The sequence below is a fragment of the Pseudomonas acericola (SeqCode) genome, from assembly GCF_053456465.1.
Map to the genome: position 1 here is coordinate 255,049 of NZ_JBRFJB010000005.1, position 18,281 is coordinate 273,329.

At 60.5% G+C, this 18,281-nt stretch carries 17 protein-coding genes and 1 tRNA gene; 3 read left to right on the forward strand and 15 right to left on the reverse strand.

From position 1 onward, the window contains the following. Nucleotides 1-56 precede the first annotated feature (56 nt). The 11 genes from ACU688_RS20640 to ACU688_RS20690 all read right to left on the reverse strand — a co-directional run bounded on the left by ACU688_RS20640 (nucleotide 57) and on the right by ACU688_RS20690 (nucleotide 9,916). Entirely contained in the window at nucleotides 57-779 is a 723-nt protein-coding gene (locus ACU688_RS20640) for a GntR family transcriptional regulator (protein WP_124525136.1), read from the reverse strand. Nucleotides 780-918: 139 nt separating this feature from the next. Then, nucleotides 919-1,932, reverse strand: a complete 1,014-nt coding sequence (locus tag ACU688_RS20645) for a GlxA family transcriptional regulator (protein ID WP_448186194.1) — start codon at nucleotides 1,930-1,932, stop codon at nucleotides 919-921. 1 nt (nucleotide 1,933) lies between these two features. Continuing rightward, nucleotides 1,934-2,779 carry an ABC transporter permease gene (locus ACU688_RS20650; protein WP_448186195.1) on the reverse strand — a complete coding sequence of 282 codons (846 nt, stop codon included), beginning with the start codon at nucleotides 2,777-2,779 and terminating at the stop codon, nucleotides 1,934-1,936. Beyond that, nucleotides 2,776-3,624, reverse strand: a complete 849-nt coding sequence (locus tag ACU688_RS20655; RefSeq protein WP_448186196.1) for an ABC transporter permease — start codon at nucleotides 3,622-3,624, stop codon at nucleotides 2,776-2,778. The genes ACU688_RS20650 and ACU688_RS20655 overlap by 4 nt, the downstream gene beginning before the upstream one ends. Next, nucleotides 3,621-4,733, reverse strand: coding sequence for a quaternary amine ABC transporter ATP-binding protein (locus ACU688_RS20660; protein WP_448186197.1), 1,113 nt, complete (start codon nucleotides 4,731-4,733; stop codon nucleotides 3,621-3,623). The genes ACU688_RS20655 and ACU688_RS20660 overlap by 4 nt, the downstream gene beginning before the upstream one ends. An 89-nt stretch (nucleotides 4,734-4,822) precedes the next feature. Further along, nucleotides 4,823-5,671 (reverse strand): glycine betaine ABC transporter substrate-binding protein, encoded by an 849-nt coding sequence (locus tag ACU688_RS20665; RefSeq protein ID WP_448186198.1) that lies wholly within the window; start codon nucleotides 5,669-5,671, stop codon nucleotides 4,823-4,825. A 532-nt stretch (nucleotides 5,672-6,203) separates the two neighbouring features. Then, nucleotides 6,204-6,279 (reverse strand) — tRNA-Gly (locus ACU688_RS20670). A gap of 60 nt (nucleotides 6,280-6,339) precedes the next feature. Further along, nucleotides 6,340-6,900 (reverse strand): CDP-diacylglycerol--glycerol-3-phosphate 3-phosphatidyltransferase, encoded by a 561-nt coding sequence (gene pgsA, locus ACU688_RS20675; RefSeq protein WP_003232771.1) that lies wholly within the window; start codon nucleotides 6,898-6,900, stop codon nucleotides 6,340-6,342. A 32-nt stretch (nucleotides 6,901-6,932) separates the two neighbouring features. Then, nucleotides 6,933-8,756, reverse strand: coding sequence for an excinuclease ABC subunit UvrC (uvrC, locus tag ACU688_RS20680; RefSeq protein ID WP_026136870.1), 1,824 nt, complete (start codon nucleotides 8,754-8,756; stop codon nucleotides 6,933-6,935). Nucleotide 8,757: 1 nt separating this feature from the next. Next, nucleotides 8,758-9,399, reverse strand: coding sequence for a response regulator transcription factor GacA (gacA, locus tag ACU688_RS20685; protein ID WP_026136871.1), 642 nt, complete (start codon nucleotides 9,397-9,399; stop codon nucleotides 8,758-8,760). Between the two features lie 151 nt (nucleotides 9,400-9,550). Then, complete coding sequence (locus ACU688_RS20690) at nucleotides 9,551-9,916, reverse strand: helix-turn-helix domain-containing protein (protein ID WP_448186199.1); 366 nt, start codon at nucleotides 9,914-9,916, stop codon at nucleotides 9,551-9,553. Nucleotides 9,917-9,998: 82 nt separating this feature from the next. Between ACU688_RS20690 and ACU688_RS20695 the strand changes: the two genes are divergently transcribed. After that, nucleotides 9,999-10,238: a DNA-binding protein gene (locus ACU688_RS20695; RefSeq protein ID WP_017737468.1), complete on the forward strand. Its 240-nt coding sequence runs from the start codon at nucleotides 9,999-10,001 to the stop codon at nucleotides 10,236-10,238. Nucleotides 10,239-10,272: 34 nt separating this feature from the next. Here ACU688_RS20695 and ACU688_RS20700 read toward each other — a convergent pair whose 3' ends face one another. Both ACU688_RS20700 and ACU688_RS20705 read right to left on the reverse strand, forming a co-directional pair. After that, complete coding sequence (locus tag ACU688_RS20700; RefSeq protein ID WP_448186200.1) at nucleotides 10,273-10,704, reverse strand: GNAT family N-acetyltransferase; 432 nt, start codon at nucleotides 10,702-10,704, stop codon at nucleotides 10,273-10,275. Beyond that, nucleotides 10,705-11,454, reverse strand: a complete 750-nt coding sequence (locus ACU688_RS20705; RefSeq protein ID WP_448186201.1) for a carbon-nitrogen hydrolase family protein — start codon at nucleotides 11,452-11,454, stop codon at nucleotides 10,705-10,707. Between the two features lie 610 nt (nucleotides 11,455-12,064). On the opposite strand from ACU688_RS20705, the gene ACU688_RS20710 reads away from it, so the two are divergent. Next, nucleotides 12,065-13,132, forward strand: a complete 1,068-nt coding sequence (locus ACU688_RS20710) for a 3-deoxy-7-phosphoheptulonate synthase (protein ID WP_448186202.1) — start codon at nucleotides 12,065-12,067, stop codon at nucleotides 13,130-13,132. A gap of 168 nt (nucleotides 13,133-13,300) precedes the next feature. Continuing rightward, a complete protein-coding gene (gene dkgB / locus ACU688_RS20715; protein ID WP_448186203.1) occupies nucleotides 13,301-14,119 on the forward strand; it encodes a 2,5-didehydrogluconate reductase DkgB in 819 nt (272 codons plus the stop codon). On the opposite strand, the gene ACU688_RS20720 is transcribed toward dkgB, so the two are convergent. Further along, the gene (locus ACU688_RS20720; protein ID WP_448186204.1) at nucleotides 14,116-14,538 is read right to left on the reverse strand and encodes an ANTAR domain-containing protein; all 423 of its coding nucleotides are present in this window, start codon (nucleotides 14,536-14,538) and stop codon (nucleotides 14,116-14,118) included. The genes dkgB and ACU688_RS20720 overlap by 4 nt on opposite strands. 124 nt (nucleotides 14,539-14,662) lie before the next feature. Next, nucleotides 14,663-18,280 carry a transporter substrate-binding domain-containing protein gene (locus ACU688_RS20725; protein WP_448186205.1) on the reverse strand — a complete coding sequence of 1,206 codons (3,618 nt, stop codon included), beginning with the start codon at nucleotides 18,278-18,280 and terminating at the stop codon, nucleotides 14,663-14,665. Nucleotide 18,281 lies beyond the last annotated feature (1 nt).

Genomic DNA, 18,281 nt, shown 5'->3' on the forward strand with positions numbered 1-18,281 from the left:
TGTTAGAGCTAACAGCTACCCGTCTGCATCGCGTCACGCTGGCCTGCATCAAACGGTCAGAGTGTGAGCGCTACATCCAGGCCTTCGGGCGCCGCGTACTCGGACATCCGCCGACGGGACAGTTCGAGGTGGGCCTTCACGATTTCCCCGGCCAAGACCGGATCGTGGTGTTCGATTGCGCTGATCATGTCGTCATGCTGCTGGGCGGCCACTTCCAGGTCTTCCTGCATGTCCACCGTGGTCGGGTGGCGGTAGAAGATCTTGCCCAGACGGGCGTGGTCGATCAGCAAGCGCTGCAAGCTCGGCATCAGGTAGGCGTTGTGGGCCATCTTGCCGATTTGCAGGTGGAACTCGTCGTTGTACAACACCCGGTTCTCCACATCCTTTTCCTCGATGGCGGTGCGGAACAGCGCCTGGATACGCTTCAATTCCACCACTTCGGCCGGGGTTGCGTGGGAACAGGCCAGCTGCGTCGTCGCGATGTAAATCAGCGGCGCCGCGAGAAAAAAACTGCGCAGCGACTGGTAACTCATCGCCGAGACCCGCGCGGCCCGGTTGGCTTCCAGGTCGATGTACCCTTCCGCCGCCATTTGCCGCATCAGTTCACGCACCGGTGGGCGCGACAAACCAAACTCATCACACAGCGCCAACTCGTCCACCACGGCACCCGGTGCCAGTTCCATGCTGAGGATGCGGCGACGCAGCGCCTCACCCAATACCGCCTTGCGGTCAATGCTGGGCTCGACCGGAGCCGGCGTAGTGAGTTCTTTGGTAGCCATGGTGAAACCTTCCTAAGTAGTAAGTGCACACGGTCTACTACCTGTATTCGCACTATAAAACAACAATATTCTAATTGTCTACAATTAATATACACAACAAAAACATCGTCGACAGCCCTATGGCTGCGGGCTTTACCGGCTATTTGACCAGGCGAATTTCCTTGGACGGACGATGCCCGAAATAGGCGCTGTAGCACTTGCTGAAATGGCTGGGCGAGACAAACCCACAGGCCACCGAGACCTCGACGATGGTCAGCGAGGTGTGCTGCAACAAGCGCCGCGCCTCGGTGATGCGCAGGTCCATGTAGTAGCGCTGCGGCGAGGTGCCCAGTTGCTCCTTGAACAACCGCTCGATCTGCCGTCGTGAGCGGCCGGCATACAGGCACAGGTCTTCCATTTGCAGCGGCTCTTCGAGGTTCACGTCCATCAGGTTGATCACTTCGCGCAACGGCCCGCTGACCGACACGCTCAACAGCGGCTTGGCCCGCCGAAAGCGCGAGGCCTCGAACGCGAGGATGTCCTCGATGCCATCGGTGAGTGTCTTGCCGTGCAGGCTGCGGATCCACTCCAGCGCCATATAGAAGGCGCCAGTCGGACTCGACGCCGTAAGGCGATTGCGGTCCACCACATAGGCTTCACTGGTGACATGACTGAGCCGCGCAATCTCCGCCAGCGCCGGGCGGTGCTCGGGATGAATCGCGCAGCGATAGCCCTCCAACACCCCTGCGCGGCCGAGAAACCAGGCGCCATTCCAGATGCCCGCCAAGGCAACGCCCTGCTCCGCCGCTGCGCCCAACAACACGCTCAGCTCATCGTTGTAGCGCAGCGGCGTGCGGTAGCCGCCGCAGATCACCAGCACGTCGAGTTCTAGTACTGCGTCCAGGCTCAGGCGCGCGTCGGGCCGGATCACCAGGCCGAGGTCGCTGACCACTTCATCAAACGCCAGGCCAAAGGTTTGCGTTGCAAACGACTCGGGCCGGATCAGGTTGGCGGTGACGATGGTGTCCAGCGCCTGGGTAAAGGCCGGCAGCGAAAAATGCTCCAGCAGCACAAACCCCGCCCGCGCCTTGCGCACCTCCTGGCTGTGATGATCGTTGAGATAACGCAGGTTCTTGCACTGCATCACATCGCTGAATTGGCGTCGCGCTACCACTTCACGTCCGCCGTGCCTGGCGCTGCAAGGCGCCGCGTGACAAGCGATCAAGCAACAGCGCCACCGCGACAATCGCCAGCCCGGCACGCAGGCCCAGGCCCATTTCCATGCGGGTCAGGCCGCGCGTCACTTCCGCGCCCAGGCCGCCCGCGCCGACCAAGCCGGCCAGCACCACCATCGCCAGCGACAGCAGGATGCATTGGTTCAGCCCCACCAGCAGCGTCGGCGCCGCCGTGGGCAGTTCGATCTTGAACAGGATGTGCCGCGGTGAAGCGCCCATGGCCTGGCCCAACTCCAGCAAGTCTTTGGGCAGTTGCTTGAACGCCAGGGTGGTCAGGCGCAGCATCGGCGGAATGCCATAGACGATGGTGGCGATGATCGCCGGTACGCGACCCAGGCTGAACAGCATCACCGCCGGGATCAGGTACACCCACGGCGGCACGGTTTGCATGATGTTGAGGATCGGCAGCAGCGCCGCATCCACACGCTTGACCCGCGCAGCCAGGATGCCCAGCGGGAACGCCACGCTGACTGAAATCAGCACCGCCACCGAGACCAGCGCGATGGTCTGCATCGACGCCACCCACAGGCCGGCAAACAGACAGAACGCCAACATCAAGCCGGCGAACACGGCCACGCGCCAGTTGGCCAGCACCCACGCCAGCAGCACCACGATGGCAATCAGCACATAGGCGTGGGGCGCGAGCAGCGCGGTCTCGATAGCGCCGAGGGTGGCTTCGATGACCTTGCTGATCAGCACAAACACACCGTGCAGGTTGGCATTCAGCCAATCAATCGCCGGCGCCAGGAAAGCACCGGGGGAGAAACGCAAGTCTGTCAGGTTCATTGGCTGGCTCCGGTGCGCGATTCAGCAGCGCTTTGGGCGAGGCGGTCGAGGATCATCGTGAGGATGACAATGGCCAGCGCGGCGTTGATCGACTTGGCGATGTCCAGGGTGCGCACCGCGCCGTAGATGGCTTCACCCAACCCGCCGGAACCGACGATCCCGGCGATGACGACCATGCCGAACGCCATCATCAAGCTTTGGTTCACCCCCGCCATGATGCTCGGCATGGCGAACGGCAAGCGGATCTTGAAGAACATCTGCAGGCCGGTGACGCCGCTGGCGTCGCCCAGTTCGACGAACTCCTTGGGCGTCATGCGGATGCCCAGCGAGGTCAGGCGCAAGGCCGGTGGCACGGCAACAATAAAGGTCGCCAGCAACGCCGTCGCCGGGCCGTAGCCGAGCAAGGCGATCGCTGGCAGCAGGTAGATGTACGGCGGCAGGGTCTGCACCAGGTCCAGGCACGGGTCGACCACGCGGTCGAACGCCGGCGCCAGCCCGGCCAACACGCCCAACGGCACCGCCACCAGCAGGGCCAGCAACGTCGCCGTGAGCACCAGCGCGAGGGTGCTGACGGTCTCGGGCCACAGGCCGATAAAGCTGCACAGCAACAAGGCCAGCGCCGCCAACACGGCAAACCGCAACCCGACCATGCGCCAGCCCAACAGGCCGATCACCAGGGCGATCACATAGAACGGCGGCGCGGCGATGCACCACAGCACGCCCTTGAACACGCCGTTCAGCGCGGTGTTGACGGTTTCAAAGAAGAATTCGCCGTTGTCCTGCAACCACATCAGGCCCGCGTCCACGGCAGCGTCGAACTGGACCGAAAAATCCGGGGTCGTCATGGCGTGGTCTCCAGCACCGGCGCCACGGCGTGGGCCTCATTGGGGATGCCTTGCACGCCGCGCAGCAGATCCTTGGCCGTGATAATGCCGACCACCACGCCGTGCTCGACCACCGCCAGCGGTTCCAGGTCGGCGCCGATGGTCAGGCCGATCAAGGCGTCGATATCGGTGTCGGGCGAGGTCTGCGGCAACCGCGAAAAATCGCACAGCGGGAACGCCTGGCGATACGCCGCGATGGGCGTCATCACCGAGTGGGCCTTGACCAGATGCAAACGCGAGATGCCCGCGACGAATTCGGCGACATAGTCGTCGGCCGGATTCAGCACGATCTCTTCAGCGGTGCCGACCTGGATAATCACCCCGTCCTTCATGATGGCGATGCGATCGCCGATGCGGATCGCTTCTTCCAGGTCGTGGGTGATAAACACGGCGGACTTGCCCAGCTCTTTGGTGAGCTGGCGGAATTCGTCTTGCAACTGGCGACGGATCAACGGGTCGAGCGCGCTGAACGGCTCGTCCATCAGGATAATCTCCGGGTCGGCGGTGAGCGCCCGCGCCAGGCCGACACGCTGTTGCATGCCGCCCGAGAGTTCGCTGGGATAGCGCGCGGCCCAGTCGGTCAGCCCGACCTTGGCCAGCGCACGTTCCGCCACCTTATAACGCTCGGCCTTGCCGACGCCCTGCACTTCCAGGCCGAACGCGGTGTTTTCCAGCACGGTGCGGTTGGGCAGCAGCGCCACGCTCTGGAACACCATGCCGATATTCTTGGCGCGCACGTCGCGCAGTTGCGCGGGCGACAACGCCGACAAGTCCTGGCCCTTGACCAGCACCTTGCCGGCGCTGGGGGTGATCAATTTGTTGAGCAAGCGGATCAGAGTCGATTTGCCACTGCCGGACAACCCCATGATGCAAAAAATCTCACCGCGGCGAACCTGCAGGCTCACATCCGACACCCCGACCACGCAGCTGAAATCCTGCAAGACCTGGGTTTTGCCAAGGCCCTTGTGGACGACCGCGTCCATCGCCGCCTTGGCATTCTGACCAAAGATTTTCCAGACCGACTGGCAATCCACAAGCACTTCGTTGGTGTCTATTTTGACCGTTGTCATTGCTAAGCCTATTGAACCAGTCGGGCTGGTTTTTCTAATGGATCAGAACGCGTTGTCCGTACCTGGCAGTGGCAAAAATGCTTCGAGGGTTATTGTTTGATATTGGCCCAGCGCTTCATCAGGTCGGCGTGGTTGTCGGCCCAGGCGGCGACGGCCTGGTCCATGGTCTGGCCATCCTTGACGGCGCCGTTGATGGCGGTGATATCGGCCAGGGGCACGTAGACGCTGGCGATCACTTCACGGGCGTGTGGGTACTCGCCGGTGAAGCCTTTGTGGCCGATCCAGTAATAGGCTTGCGGCGGGGCGAAGGAGCCTTTTGGATCCTTGAGGAACTTGAGGTCAAACTTCTGCGCCATCCACGACGGTTCCCAGATGGTCACGGCGACCCACTCTTTGCGGTCAACGGCGGACTTGAGTGCGGCGGTCATCGCGGCGGTACTGCCTTCGAGCAGTTGCAGCTTGAAGCCGTAGTCCTTCACCGCTTTGTTGGCATCGCTCATCAAGCCCGAACCTGGCTCGATGCCGATGATCTTGCCGCTGAACTTGTCGGCGTTGTCGTTGAGTTGTTCCAGCGAGTCGATATCGACGTACTTCGGCACGGCGATGGCCTGGTATAGGCCGTAGGATACCGGCGAGAGTTTTTCCAGGCGATTCTTGTTCTTGTTCCAGTAATCCTGAGTGGCGTAGTCGGTCTGCGACGCCAGGACTTGCACGTCGCCCTTGGTCAACGCGGCATACGCGATACCGACCTCGGAGAACTCGACCACCTTGACGGTGTAGCCGGCGTTTTCCAGGACCTTCTTGGTGACGCCGGTAATGGGCGTTAAATCTTCCCAGGACATGGTGCCGACGGTGATGGTTTTTTCTTCGGCCTGCACCGGAAGCGTCACCAGCCCCACTAACGCAACCGCACAAACGGTTTTCCAAAATGTCTTCATGGCATGCCTCGATCTACGTTGTAGTTATAGTTTCAAACCTCCTGGGATGGAGGTTGGTGTGAGGGGACAACGGGTAAATTCGGCACCGCAAACGCGGCTGGGTGAAGCCAGACTGGCATGGGCAAAAGGGTCGGTCAATAGGATGTATTTTCTCTGTATACATATAGAATTCATATAAAACACAATTGATATTATATTTTTTCTTTTTAATTCAAGTGCTTAACCATGGGCGTTAAAAAACCGACAGGTCGCTCTCAGGAAAGTATCGGGTCGCTTTTGGGATGCTGTCAGGCCGGTAAAAGTGGCTGAAGGCGAAGATACTTACCGGCGCGCAATAGCTGTGGTGGTTGCGAGGTTGAGGCGGCAGGCGCAGAAACGCGGGGTACTGGAAGGTGTTCCAGCGTACGGAAGGGAGGCGGCTGGGGTGAATGCTGCGCAGTAGCACTACAGGTTCAAACTCAAGCTATTTGGCGAGAAGCTCAAATCGCAGGCAAAAAAAAGCCACTCTATTGAGTGGCTTTTTCTTTGTGTTTGGAGCGGGAAACGAGACTCGAACTCGCGACCCCGACCTTGGCAAGGTCGTGCTCTACCAACTGAGCTATTCCCGCTTGGTGATGCGCATTCTATACAAATCTCGTAACCGGTCAACCCTTTGATTCAAAAAAGTTTTATTTCTTTTCAACGGTGGTGCGCAGATGAGGCCAGGCAGCGCGCAGGTACTGGAGCATGGACCACAGCGTCAGGCCAGCCGCGATCAGCAGCAAGGCGTAGCCCGTCAGGACCCAGAACGAGAAGTCCGACGGGTTGGCCAGCAGGATCACCAGGGCGAGCATCTGCGCAGCGGTTTTCCATTTGCCCATGTTGGACACGGCGACGTGGGCGCGGGCGCCGATTTCGGCCATCCATTCGCGCAGCGCCGAGACGACGATCTCGCGGCCGATGATCACGGCGGCTGGCAGGGTCAGCCACAGGTTGCCGTGCTCCTGCACCAGCAGGACCAGGGCCACGGCCACCATCAGTTTGTCGGCCACTGGGTCCAGGAACGCGCCAAAGGGCGTGCTCTGTTCCAGGCGGCGGGCCAGGTAGCCATCGAGCCAGTCGGTGGCGGCGGCAAAGGCGAACACCGAGCTGGAAGCGGCATAGCTCCATTCGTACGGCAAATAGAACAACAGAATGAAAATCGGAATAAGCAGGACGCGTAGAACGGTGATCAGATTAGGGATATTCATCGGCACAACTGGCTACGAGGTGGAAAGGCATTCTATTCGCTGTGCAGATTTGCATAAATCAGCTCAGCGAGCTTTTTACTGATACCGGGTGCTTTGGCTATTTCGTCAATGCTGGCACGGGAGAGCTCTTGCAAGCCACCAAAATGTTTAAGCAAGTCGCGACGTCGCGTCGGGCCAACCCCCGCCACCCCTTCCAGGGTTGAGGTTCGCCGGGTTTTGCCGCGACGGGCGCGGTGGCCGGTAATTGCAAAACGGTGGGCTTCGTCGCGGATCTGTTGAATCAGGTGCAGTGCGGGTGAGTCGCCCTTCAAGGTGAACTCATGGGCGGCATCATTCAAGTACAACGTTTCGAAGCCAGCCTTGCGCGTGGCGCCCTTGGCGACGCCGAGGAGGATCAGGTCGGGCACCGCCAGTTCGTTGAGCACGTCACGGGCCATGGACAGCTGCCCTTTGCCGCCGTCCACCAGCAGGATGTCCGGCAACTTGCCCTCGCCGTCCTTCAGCTTGCTGAAACGCCGCGTCAGGGCTTGGTGCATGGCGGCGTAGTCATCGCCGGCGGTGACGCCTTCGATGTTGTAGCGCCGGTAGTCGGACTTGATCGGCCCTTCCGGCCCGAACACCACGCAGGAGGCGACGGTGGCCTCGCCGCTGGAGTGGCTGATGTCGTAGCACTCCAGGCGCTGCGGTGGCTCGTCCAGGTTAAGGACTTCGGCCAGGGCGTCGAAGCGTGCGGCGACGTGCTGTCGATTGGCCAGGCGTGCGCTCAGGGCTTGCTCGGCGTTGGTCACCGCCAATGTTTGCCAGCGGGCACGGGTGCCGCGCACGCGGTGGCTGATGTCCAGCTCGCGGCCACGCAGTTCGTGGATAGCCGCGATGAGCGTGGGGAAGTCTTCGTGCACCACGTTGACGATCAGCTCGGACGGCAGGTCGCGCTCAGGGCTGCTGACGTAGTACTGGCCGAGGAACGCAGCCATGACTTCGGCGACGTCCTCATCGATACCCGTCTGCGGGAAGAAGTTCTTGCTGCCCAGCACCCGACCGCCACGCACGCTGATCAGGTGCACACAGGCGCCGCCCGGGTTGACGAAGGCGGCGATCACATCGACGTCGCCGGTGCCGCCTTCCATGCTCTGCTGGTCCTGCACGCGGCGCAGCAGGGAGATCTGGTCGCGCAGTTCGGCGGCGCGCTCGAAATCCAGGGTGCTGGCGGCCTGTTCCATGGCGGCGGAGAGTTCATCGGTGAGCGCGTTGCTGCGTCCTTCGAGGAACATCACCGAATGGCGCACATCTTCGGCGTACTCGGCGGGCTCAACCAGGCCCACGCAAGGCGCCTTGCACCGCTTGATCTGGTATTGCAGGCACGGCCGGGTGCGGTTCTTGTAGAAGCTGTCTTCGCACTGGCGCACAAAAAAGGTCTTTTGCAGCAGGCTCAGGCTTTCGCGAATCGCGCCGGCACTGGGATACGGGCCGAAGTACTTGCCCTTCTGCTTCTTCGCGCCACGGTGAATGCTCAGGCGTGGGAAGTTGCCATCGGATAAAAACACGTAGGGGTAGGATTTATCGTCACGCAGCAGGATGTTGTAGGGCGGCCGCCACTCCTTGATCAGCGTCTGCTCAAGCAACAGCGCTTCGGTCTCGTTGGCGGTGATGGTGGTTTCGACCTGGGCGATACGCGCGACCAATGCCGCCGTCTTGGGCGCAAGGCCGCTCTTGCGAAAATAGCTCGCCAGGCGGTTCTTCAGGTTCTTGGCTTTACCGACATAAAGCAGGCGAGCCTCGCTGTCGAACATGCGGTACACGCCAGGGCGGCCACTGCAGGTTGAGAGAAAGGCACTCGGATCAAACGGCGTGGTCATGTCAGGCGCTGGCGTCCACCATGCCGTGGCGCACCGCGAGCAGGGTCAGTTCAACATCACTGCTGATAGTGAGTTTTTCGAAGATGCGGTAGCGGTAGGTGTTGACGGTCTTGGGCGACAGGCACAGCTTGTCCGAGATCGTCTGTACCTTCTGGCAGCCGACGATCATCAAGGCAATCTGGATTTCCCGCTCCGACAGCGCATCAAACGGGGAATCACTGACGGGCTGGAAGGACTTGATCGCCAACTGCTGGGCAATCTGCGGGCTGATGTAGCGCTGGCCGGCAAACACCAGGCGAATCGCTTGCACCATCTCGGCCAGGCCTGCGCCTTTGGTCAGGTAACCCGCCGCCCCGGCCTGTAGCAGGCGTGTCGGGAACGGATCTTCCTCGCACACTGTCACCACCACGACCTTGATGTCCGGGTGGCTGCGCAACAACTTGGTCGTTGCGCCAAGACCGCCGATCCCCGGCATCTTGACGTCCATCAACACCACATCGGGTTTCAACTCCCGCGCCTTGATCAGGGACTCTTCCCCGGACTCAGCCTGGCCGACTACTTGCAGGCCATCGATGTCAGCCAGCATTCGTGTAATGCCTGTACGAACGAGATCATGGTCATCGACTACTAGCACCCTAATCAAGCAGACACCTCGCGATATGGTCTTATAGGTTGCTGAACACCTTAGCAAAAAACCAAGGCGCAGACCTAGCTGCAAGCGTCATATATATAGTGTTTGAAGGCACCGCACTCGCCCGCCGAATGGCGGGCAGCCCAGTTTGCGGGGCAAAAGGTCAGGAATCCTGGGGTTGCGGCTTGGCTTTGCCATTCAAATGAAATGAATGCTCGGCCAGGGTTGAAGTCAAGCGGCGGATAGCATCCTGATCTTCCTTGAACATCGCCCGGTAATCGCCCAGTACTTTCTCTTCGACCTGGCTCAAGTGTTCCAATTGAATCGGCGTGGCATTCCCGGTCAACACGTACAGGATATCCACACCTCTTTCGGCGACACGAGACAAGTAGTCCGCTTTAGGCGCACGCCCTCCACTTTCATATTTACCCTGTGCGTTGGCTTCAACCCCTCCTATCTCACCAAAAAGTTTTTGCGACAGGCCAAGTCGCTCTCTTTCTTGCCTCAAACGCGAACCGATTCCACTCATTTGGATGTATGATCCTATTTGGCACACCCCAAGAGGTGACACACTCATCTCTTTGTTAAACGAACTTGAACGGTTTTGAACTATGCCCGGAATCCGTACTGCTGCACAAGCCAAGGCCTGGCTGGAACATCAAGGAAAGTCAGTTCAAGCGTTCGCCCGTGAACATGGCGTTGATCCGGCAACCACCTATCAAGTGCTCGCTGGACGCAAAAAGGGACGGCGTGGTGAGGCCCATAAGGTAGCGGTCCTTCTGGGCATGAAAGAAGGGATCATCCTTTCTGAGGCTGATGGCCAAAACAACGATCAGGAAGTCGTCTCCTGAAGCCAGTATGCGCTTATTAGGATTTGGCGCAGGTTTAGCTTAAGGGGCAAACGCGCTCCATGCGCCAGAAGCAATCTTCCTCCCCGACGATGTTCAGCCCCATGCGCTGATAAAGGCGTTTCGCCGGATTGGTCTTGAATACGGTCAAGCGCAACAAACCCTGAGCGCATGCCTTGAGCGCCATCTGCTCCAGCACCCAACTGCCTGCGCCCTGTTTGCGACAGCTTTCGAGCAGATGCAGTTCGCGGATATACAACGCGTGCCTATCACGACTCAGGCTGATAAAGCCCAGGACGCAGTCGTCACGGCAAATCAGCCAGTTTTCCCGACCGGCCCACGCGGTATCAAAACCATCGTTGGACCACAGCAGGCCGTACTGCGTGTAATAGCCGCGCATGGCCTCGTGGGTCAGTGTGCGTGCGAATGTCAGGTCGCGATCCGTCGCCGCGCGCAGGTGGAATGCCATTTACAAAGCCACCACTTGGCCAGACCACTGCCCGCTTTCGCGGCGGGCTATCACCAATGCATCACCCGCACCCGGCACCGCAGCCAGCAAACTGCCATCATCGGCCCAGATCGCACTGCGACCCGCGCACACGTAGCCGCCGGATGGGCCACCATGATTGGCCATCAACACCAGCAGGCCATGCTCGGCGGCGTAACCCTGCAGCAGGTTGCTGTCTGTTGCGTAGCCGCCTTCGCTGATCAACACACCAGCGGCGTACACATTGGCCTGCGCCTGCGCGGCAGCACGCGGATGACTCGCGTGGGAAAAGTCTGCACACACCGCCAGCGCAATCCGCTCGCCACCCCACTCAAGTACAGCGCCACCCTGCCCTGGGACAAATGCAACGTCTTCACCCGGATGCAGGTGCTGCTTGGTGTACACCGCCAGGGAGCCGTTTGCCCCCAACACCAGTGCGCCGATCGACACACCGGCCTCAGGCGCCAAGCGGATCGGCATCCCCACCACCGCCGTCAACCGGAGCGCCTGCGCCATCTCGCGCAGCGGCGCCAGTACCGCGTCATCCGGGGCGATTGCCAAGCCGGCAGCCAACGACGGCTCGTAGCCTGTCAACGACAACTCTGGAAACACCAACACCTGCACACCGTGCTCTGCTGCCACGTGCATAAAGGCCAGGTGCCGCTGGAGATTGGCAGGTAGGTCGCCCGCAATGGCGATCAATTGAGCAGCAGCAAGGGCAAAGGCAGTCATGGTCGCGTCCAGGCAATCATTATCAAAGTGTTGCAAGCATATCTCGGCCAATAGCGCTAAGTACCCCCACGCCATAGAAATTACTGATTGAATCCTCCTGCATGCCTCTAGTAAGCTCCCCCCATCATTTGGAGACACAACATGTTGCAACTCACCCACACTCAGGTTTGCCCTGCTGCCAGCGCCCCGCGCTCGGTGCCGGCTACCCGTGTATGCGGTTCGAGCGCAGCTGTAAGCTTTTATTTTGGGTATTGGTTTAGCCACTGGCGCGCCTGATACCTGAAATCGGCGGCCACTACTCAAGGGGTCGCCTGCCAGAGAAATCTAACCCCCGGTCGGCTCCCCGACCGGGGGTTTTGTTTTTTCAGACTCTCAAAAAATTTCGTAAGAACACTCAAGGAATCACGACATGAACTACGCCACCTATTACCGCTACGACACTTCCACTGCATGGCGATTTAGCAAGCTCCGTTCGGGACAGCCTGCCGCCTCCGATCGGTCACCTCTTGGTGGCAAGCCAACACACGTAGCCGATACGGCCAATTGTCGAACACCCCAGTAGGGCCAAGCGCGCGGGAAGAACCCGCCGCTTGCCCAGGAAGCCTTGAATATGAACTCCGCCACCGCCGCTCTGCCTGTTACCAATCTGTCCAGCGCCAATGAAGCCCTGACCCAGCGCCTGCCCAGCTCCCTTGAGCTCAAGCACCAACTGCCACTCAGCCCGTTCCTCAACGAGCAGATCCACGCCCATCGCCACGCCGTTCGCGCCATCCTCAATGGCGAAGATAAGCGTTTGCTGGTGATTGTCGGCCCGTGTTCGATCCACGACCCGGAATCGGCCATGGAATACGCACGCAACCTGAAGAAACTGGCCCTGGAAGTCAGTGACCAGATGCTGCTGGTGATCCGCGCCTACGTCGAAAAACCCCGCACCACCATCGGTTGGAAAGGCTTGGCCTACGACCCGCATCTGGACGGCAGCGATGACATGGCCGCCGGCCTCACCCTGTCCCGTCAATTGATGCGCGAAATGCTGCGCCTGGGCCTGCCGGTCGCCACCGAACTGCTGCAACCCATGGCCGCCGGCTACTTCGATGACCTGCTCAGTTGGGTAGCGATTGGCGCGCGCACCACCGAGTCGCAAATCCACCGCGAGATGGCCAGCGGCCTGGGCATGCCCGTGGGCTTCAAGAACGGCACCGACGGCGGCGTCGCGATTGCCTGTGACGCGATGCGCTCGGCCTCCCACCCGCACCGGCACTTCGGTGTCGACAGCCAAGGCCATCCGGCGATCATCCAGACCCCGGGCAACCCCGACACCCATCTGGTGCTGCGCGGCGGCCACCGTGGGCCGAACTACGATGCGCAGAACGTGGCGCAGGTGAAACACGACCTGGCCAAATCCAAGGTGGCGGCGCGGATCATGGTCGATTGCAGCCATGCCAACAGTGGCAAAGACCCCTTGCGTCAGCCGGTGGTGTTCAACGAGGTGCTGGAGCAGCGCCTGCAAGGCGACACCTCGCTGATCGGCATGATGCTGGAAAGTCACTTGTTCGAAGGTTGCCAGCCGCTGAGCGCGTCGATGAAATACGGCGTATCGGTCACCGATGGTTGCCTGGGCTGGGACGCCACCGAGCAGCTGTTGCGCAGCGCCGCAGAGCGGTTGCGGGCAAAATGACGCGCTGAGTCCAACCGGTGGGGGCGGCGGTGCGACGTGCGCCTTCCCCCAGACCGGCTATGACGATTCGTGATCTGCGGTAAAGAGTCCTTTTCGGACTGGACGGTTTTTCCGAAGGAACGACAGGCGGATACTCAGCGCCATTGTTCACCCCTTCTGGAGTTACTGATGTCTATCCCCACGCAAACCGTTCCGGCCTTCGGCCTCGGCACCTTCCGCTTGCAAGGCAAGGTGGTGATCGATTCCGTGAACACGGGCCTGGAACTGGGCTACCGCGTCATCGACACCGCGCAGATCTATGAGAACGAAGCTGATGTTGGCCAGGCGATCGCCGACAGCGGCATCCCGCGCGACGATCTGTTCATCACCAGCAAGATCTGGATCGCCCATTTCGCCGAAGGCCAGTTGATCCCCAGCCTGCGCGAAAGCCTACGCAAATTGCAGAGCGATTATCTCGACCTGACCTTGATCCACTGGCCATCGCCGGAAGACCAAGTGCCCGTCGCCGAATTCATGGGCCAGTTGCTGGAAGCCAAGCGCCTGGGCCTGACACGCCAGATCGGCGTTTCCAACTTCACCATCGACCTGATGAAACAGGCGATTGCCGCAGTGGGCGCAGAAAACATCGCCACCCACCAGATCGAACTGCACCCCTACCTGCAAAACCGCAAGGTCGTGGACTTCGCCAGCGCCCACGGCATCCACATCACCTCCTACATGACCCTGGCCTACGGCGAAGTGCTGAAAGATCCAGTGATCCAGCAGATCGCCGAGCGCCACCATGCCACGGCGGCCCAAGTCACGTTGGCCTGGGCGATGCAACTGGGCTACGCGGTGATCCCGTCGTCCACCCAACGCGCCAACCTGGAGAGCAACCTCAAGGCGCTGCAGCTGACCTTGAGCGCCGCGGATATGGCGCAGATTGCCAGCCTGGAGCGTGGCCATCGCCTGACCAGCCCCAAGGGCATCGCGCCACAGTGGGACTAAACCCCGGCGACTGGCGTTCGGGCCAGCTCCCGTAGCCAGGGTAATACCCGCAGGCCACTGGTGGCCGCGGGTGGGTCGATGATGTCCATGAAGTGTTCGAGGTTGACGTTATCCGGCACGCCCGGCAGCCGTACCAGCACCGCCGGCGTGACACCGGCGGGGTTGCCCAGGTCCAGGTGATCGTAGACAAGCACATGGCGCACCTGGGGCGGTGGCCCGCTGACATGGGCCGCCAGCCCCGCGTTGATGATCAGTACATCGAACGGCTCAGCCGGGATCGCGGTAAGAATCTGCACCTCGTCGAAGGTTTGCACTGGCACGATCCGGTGATATCCCAGCTGATTGAGCATTTTCTCGATGTACAGCCGCTGCAGATGCTGCTCATCGGCAATCAGGATAGTCAGTGCTTTGTTTGGCATGGCAAACCCCTGGGTAGGCAGTGCTCGACAGTGAGCGCAGGCCATTTTCCAGACATAGGCCGCCGGCAAAATCAGGCATGTTCCCTCTTTGCGTAGGCGCTTTCCTAAACCAGCCGAACGGTGATCAAGGTTGATTGCAATAAACGCTCAATGCCTGATGCAAATCACCGACTGCTTCACTGACATCGCCAACCGCTGAACCCAGCGCCTGCCGGCCTTGTTTCTCGCACACCGCCTCCAGCACTTCACAACAGGTGATCACCCCTTGTGCCTTGACCATTCGTGCGCCCCCCTTGGCGCGGTGTGCAAGGTCGTGCAGCTTGGCAAAATCAAAGGCGCGTTGCAGTGCCGGCAACAAGGCGAGGTCGGCCTCCAGGCTTTCAATCAGCGGAATCAACAGCTCTTTGAGGGCGTCATGGTCATCCCCCGTCAATGCCATCAGCGTACTCAGGTCAAACGTCGCAGCCGTGTCCGCCCGGACAACGCGCGCGGCGCGCGAAGCGAGTACCGAGCGCAAGTCATCCAGGCCCGTAGGCTTGAACAGACACCCGTCCATGCCTGCGAGCCGACAGCGCTCGGCCTCCTCCGGCTGGGCATTGGCGGTGAAGCCGAGTAACAGGCAGGGCTCCAGGCCTCGCTCCCGCTCCTGGGCGCGGACGTCGCGCGCCAACTGGTAACCGTTCTTCAAGGGCATGTTGCAATCGGTGATGACCACGTCAAAGTGCCCCGCTTGCCAGCGTTGCACCCCTTCAATACCGTCGTCGGCGGTGGTGATGTGGTGCCCCAGAAAGCTCAGTTGCCGAGCCAGCAACAGTCGGTTGGCGCGATAGTCGTCCACCACCAGGATGTTCAACGCCAGGGGCGGTGGAGCATCCTCCACCACCGTTGACGCCTGGGCCGGCAACTGCGCCGACAGCGCCAGCAGCAAGCGCACATCGACCCGCGTGCCCTGCCCCATCACACTGCTCAAGTGCAACTGGCCACCAAACATTTCGCACAAGCTGCGACTGATCACCAGCCCCAGGCCAGAGCCACTGCGTGCCGACTGCTCGGTATTGCTACCTTGGATAAACGGGTTGAATAGCCGTTGCTGATCTTCAGCACTGATACCGATACCGGTGTCTTGCACCCATAACCGCAGCGTCAGTTGGCCTCCGGCCACCGTGCCCTGGGCACCGAGTTGCACCTGCCCGCTGGCCGTAAACTTGATGGCATTGCTTAACAGGTTTGACACCACTTGCTTGAAGCGCAGCGGATCGATCAGCACCGTGCGATCGATCACCGGATCAAACTCAACCTGCAGCGCCAGGCCCTTGGCCCGCGCCAGCCCTTCAAAGACGCGCACGACCGATGCCAACAATGCCTGGAGATTCGCCGGTTCCAGGGCCAAGGACAAATGGCCGGATTCGATGCGGGCGATATCAAGAATATCGCCAATCAGTTCCAACATACTGCGCGAAGCCACTGACGCTACCTCCAGCGCATCGCGGTCGGCCCGGCCCTGTTCGGCGTTTTTCAGGGCCAGTTCGATCATGCCGATCACCGCGTTCATCGGCGTGCGGATCTCATGGCTCATCGTCGCCAGGAAAGTGGTCTTCGCGCGGTTAGCGGCGTCGGCGTCGTCCTTGGCCTCCTGCAACTGCCCCAACAGGCGCTGACGTTCACTCACATCCACCCAGCCGGCAATCATGCCCACCACGCTGTCATTGCCATCACGATACGGCAGCATCCACTGGTAAATGGTCAGCACTTCACCGTTGGGCAGCCTGAGGATGCGGTCATGAACCTGCGGCTCGCCCTGCGCCATCAACCGCATGTAGTCGTCATGAAAAGACTGGGCTTGAGGTGGGTTGCCGGTGTCGGTTTCCATCACGGTCTTGCCGATCACATCCTCCAGCTTGAAACCGAACACATCGAGGTAGGCGTTATTGCAGGCCATCAACCGGCCCTGGCGGTCACGCACATAAATCGGGTGGGGCGTGCCGTCGATCAGCACACTCATAAAACGCATCTGGTCGCTCAATGCACGCTCAGCCTGGACCCGCGTGCGAATCAGGCGGCGCAGGTAAATGGCCCAGCACAGCGTCACCAGCAGCAATACCGCGGCCACACCAAACCCTTGAACGATTGCATTGCGATGACGCAACCAGTAACTGTCGCCAATGATCACCTCGCCGCGCCAGTGGTTGGTCAGTTCGTCCATTTCTTCCGGGGTGATGCTCAACAGTGCCTTGTCGAGAATGGAATACAGCTCCAGTTGGCTGCGGTTGACACCAAAGGTAATCCGCGCGGGTTCTGTCCCCACTGTGCTGGTGATACGCAGTCGATCACGGTAGTCACGCGCGACCATGTAGCGTGCGCTGATCAACGAAACAATGGTTGCATCTGCGTTGCCGTTGGCGACCCGCTCCAGGGCCTGTTCAGGGTTCTCCACATCGACAAAACCGATACCCGGATAGTCCCGGGCAATTTGCGCGCCGAGGCTGTTGCCGCCGATAAACGACACGCGCTTGCCAGACAAGTCCTCGAGGGTGACCACGTGTTCATCCTCGGCGCGCACCACCAGCACGTAAGGGTTGGACAGATAAGGTCGGGTAAAGCGCAGCTTCTCGGCGCGCTCGACGCTAGGGGTGATCACCGCCAGCATGTCCACTTGGCCGGTGCTGACCTGGTCAATTTGCCGCGGCAGCGAGCTGCCCTGTACGACTTCAAACTTCAAGCCAGTGCGCAAGCTGATCCGCGACAGCACCTCGGCACTCAACCCTTCGAATTGCCCACGCTCATTGAAGAACGACAGCGGGACAAACTTGTCGAGCACCGCCACCTTCACCCGTGGATGTTTCTCCAGCCAACGCTGTTCATTGTCACTCAAGCGCAACCGATCCGCTTCCAGGAACCCACTGCCGCCGGCACTCCAGCGGCGCAGGATTTCCATCTGCTGGCTGGCCGGGATAGCGGCCAGCGCGGCGTTGATAATAGTCCGCAGACGCTCGTTGTCCTTGGTGAAAGCAAATCCGAACGGGTTGACCTCCAAGGCAGAGAAATCCGCCATGCGTACGTTATTGAGGTGATTCTTGTTGATCAGGTAGCGGGTGCTGATGGCATCACCCAGGTAGACATCTGCCTGGCCGAATGCCACGGAGCCGATGGCTTGGTGGGTCGAACCATACAACAGCAGTTGCGCCTTGGGATAAAAGGCCTGGACAGCATCGGGTTGCATGTAGTGGTAGAGCATCGCCACGCGCTTTCCCGCCAGGTCGGCGGACAATGACTGGCTGTCACCGGCACGTGTCACCAGGACGGGTTGATCATTGGCGTAGGACCGCGACAGCACCAACTGTGGGTCGGCCGCCTCATAACCATTGGCCGAGCCCAAGAAATCCAGCGCGCCCGACTTGAGCGCCTCGATCACCTCGTCACGGGTGTCGTAACGTCGAACTTCAATCGTGATATTCAGCGCCTTCGCAACCAATGCTGCAACATCAGCGGAGATGCCTTCAAGTTCATCATTGTCGTTGCTCAGGTCAAACGGCGCGTAGTCAGGTGCCGACACTCCCATCACCAACGTGCGCCGCTCACGCAGCCAGCGCCAATCCGCCTCGGAAAGCTGCACATCCGGTTTTTCAAGGGTGGAATGGCCGAGCAGCCGCAGAGTGTGTGGTTCATCCAGGGCCATCGCCACCGAGGACAGAAGCCCTATCAGCAGGATGGCCGTGAGTTTCACCAGCCGGGGGGTGTTCATT

Bases quoted from the DNA above. Each gene is read 5' to 3' on its own strand.
- ACU688_RS20695 (WP_017737468.1), top strand. From the start codon at position 9,999: ATGCCCGGAATCCGTACTGCTGCACAAGCCAAGGCCTGGCTGGAACAT.
- ACU688_RS20720 (WP_448186204.1), bottom strand. From the start codon at position 14,538: ATGCCAAACAAAGCACTGACTATCCTGATTGCCGATGAGCAGCATCTG.
- pgsA (WP_003232771.1), bottom strand. From the start codon at position 6,900: ATGAATATCCCTAATCTGATCACCGTTCTACGCGTCCTGCTTATTCCG.
- ACU688_RS20710 (WP_448186202.1), top strand. From the start codon at position 12,065: ATGAACTCCGCCACCGCCGCTCTGCCTGTTACCAATCTGTCCAGCGCC.
- ACU688_RS20725 (WP_448186205.1), bottom strand. From the start codon at position 18,280: ATGAACACCCCCCGGCTGGTGAAACTCACGGCCATCCTGCTGATAGGG.
- ACU688_RS20700 (WP_448186200.1), bottom strand. From the start codon at position 10,704: ATGGCATTCCACCTGCGCGCGGCGACGGATCGCGACCTGACATTCGCA.
- ACU688_RS20660 (WP_448186197.1), bottom strand. From the start codon at position 4,733: ATGACAACGGTCAAAATAGACACCAACGAAGTGCTTGTGGATTGCCAG.
- ACU688_RS20650 (WP_448186195.1), bottom strand. From the start codon at position 2,779: ATGAACCTGACAGACTTGCGTTTCTCCCCCGGTGCTTTCCTGGCGCCG.
- uvrC (WP_026136870.1), bottom strand. From the start codon at position 8,756: ATGACCACGCCGTTTGATCCGAGTGCCTTTCTCTCAACCTGCAGTGGC.
- ACU688_RS20705 (WP_448186201.1), bottom strand. From the start codon at position 11,454: ATGACTGCCTTTGCCCTTGCTGCTGCTCAATTGATCGCCATTGCGGGC.
- ACU688_RS20690 (WP_448186199.1), bottom strand. From the start codon at position 9,916: ATGAGTGGAATCGGTTCGCGTTTGAGGCAAGAAAGAGAGCGACTTGGC.
- dkgB (WP_448186203.1), top strand. From the start codon at position 13,301: ATGTCTATCCCCACGCAAACCGTTCCGGCCTTCGGCCTCGGCACCTTC.
- ACU688_RS20640 (WP_124525136.1), bottom strand. From the start codon at position 779: ATGGCTACCAAAGAACTCACTACGCCGGCTCCGGTCGAGCCCAGCATT.
- ACU688_RS20655 (WP_448186196.1), bottom strand. From the start codon at position 3,624: ATGACGACCCCGGATTTTTCGGTCCAGTTCGACGCTGCCGTGGACGCG.
- ACU688_RS20665 (WP_448186198.1), bottom strand. From the start codon at position 5,671: ATGAAGACATTTTGGAAAACCGTTTGTGCGGTTGCGTTAGTGGGGCTG.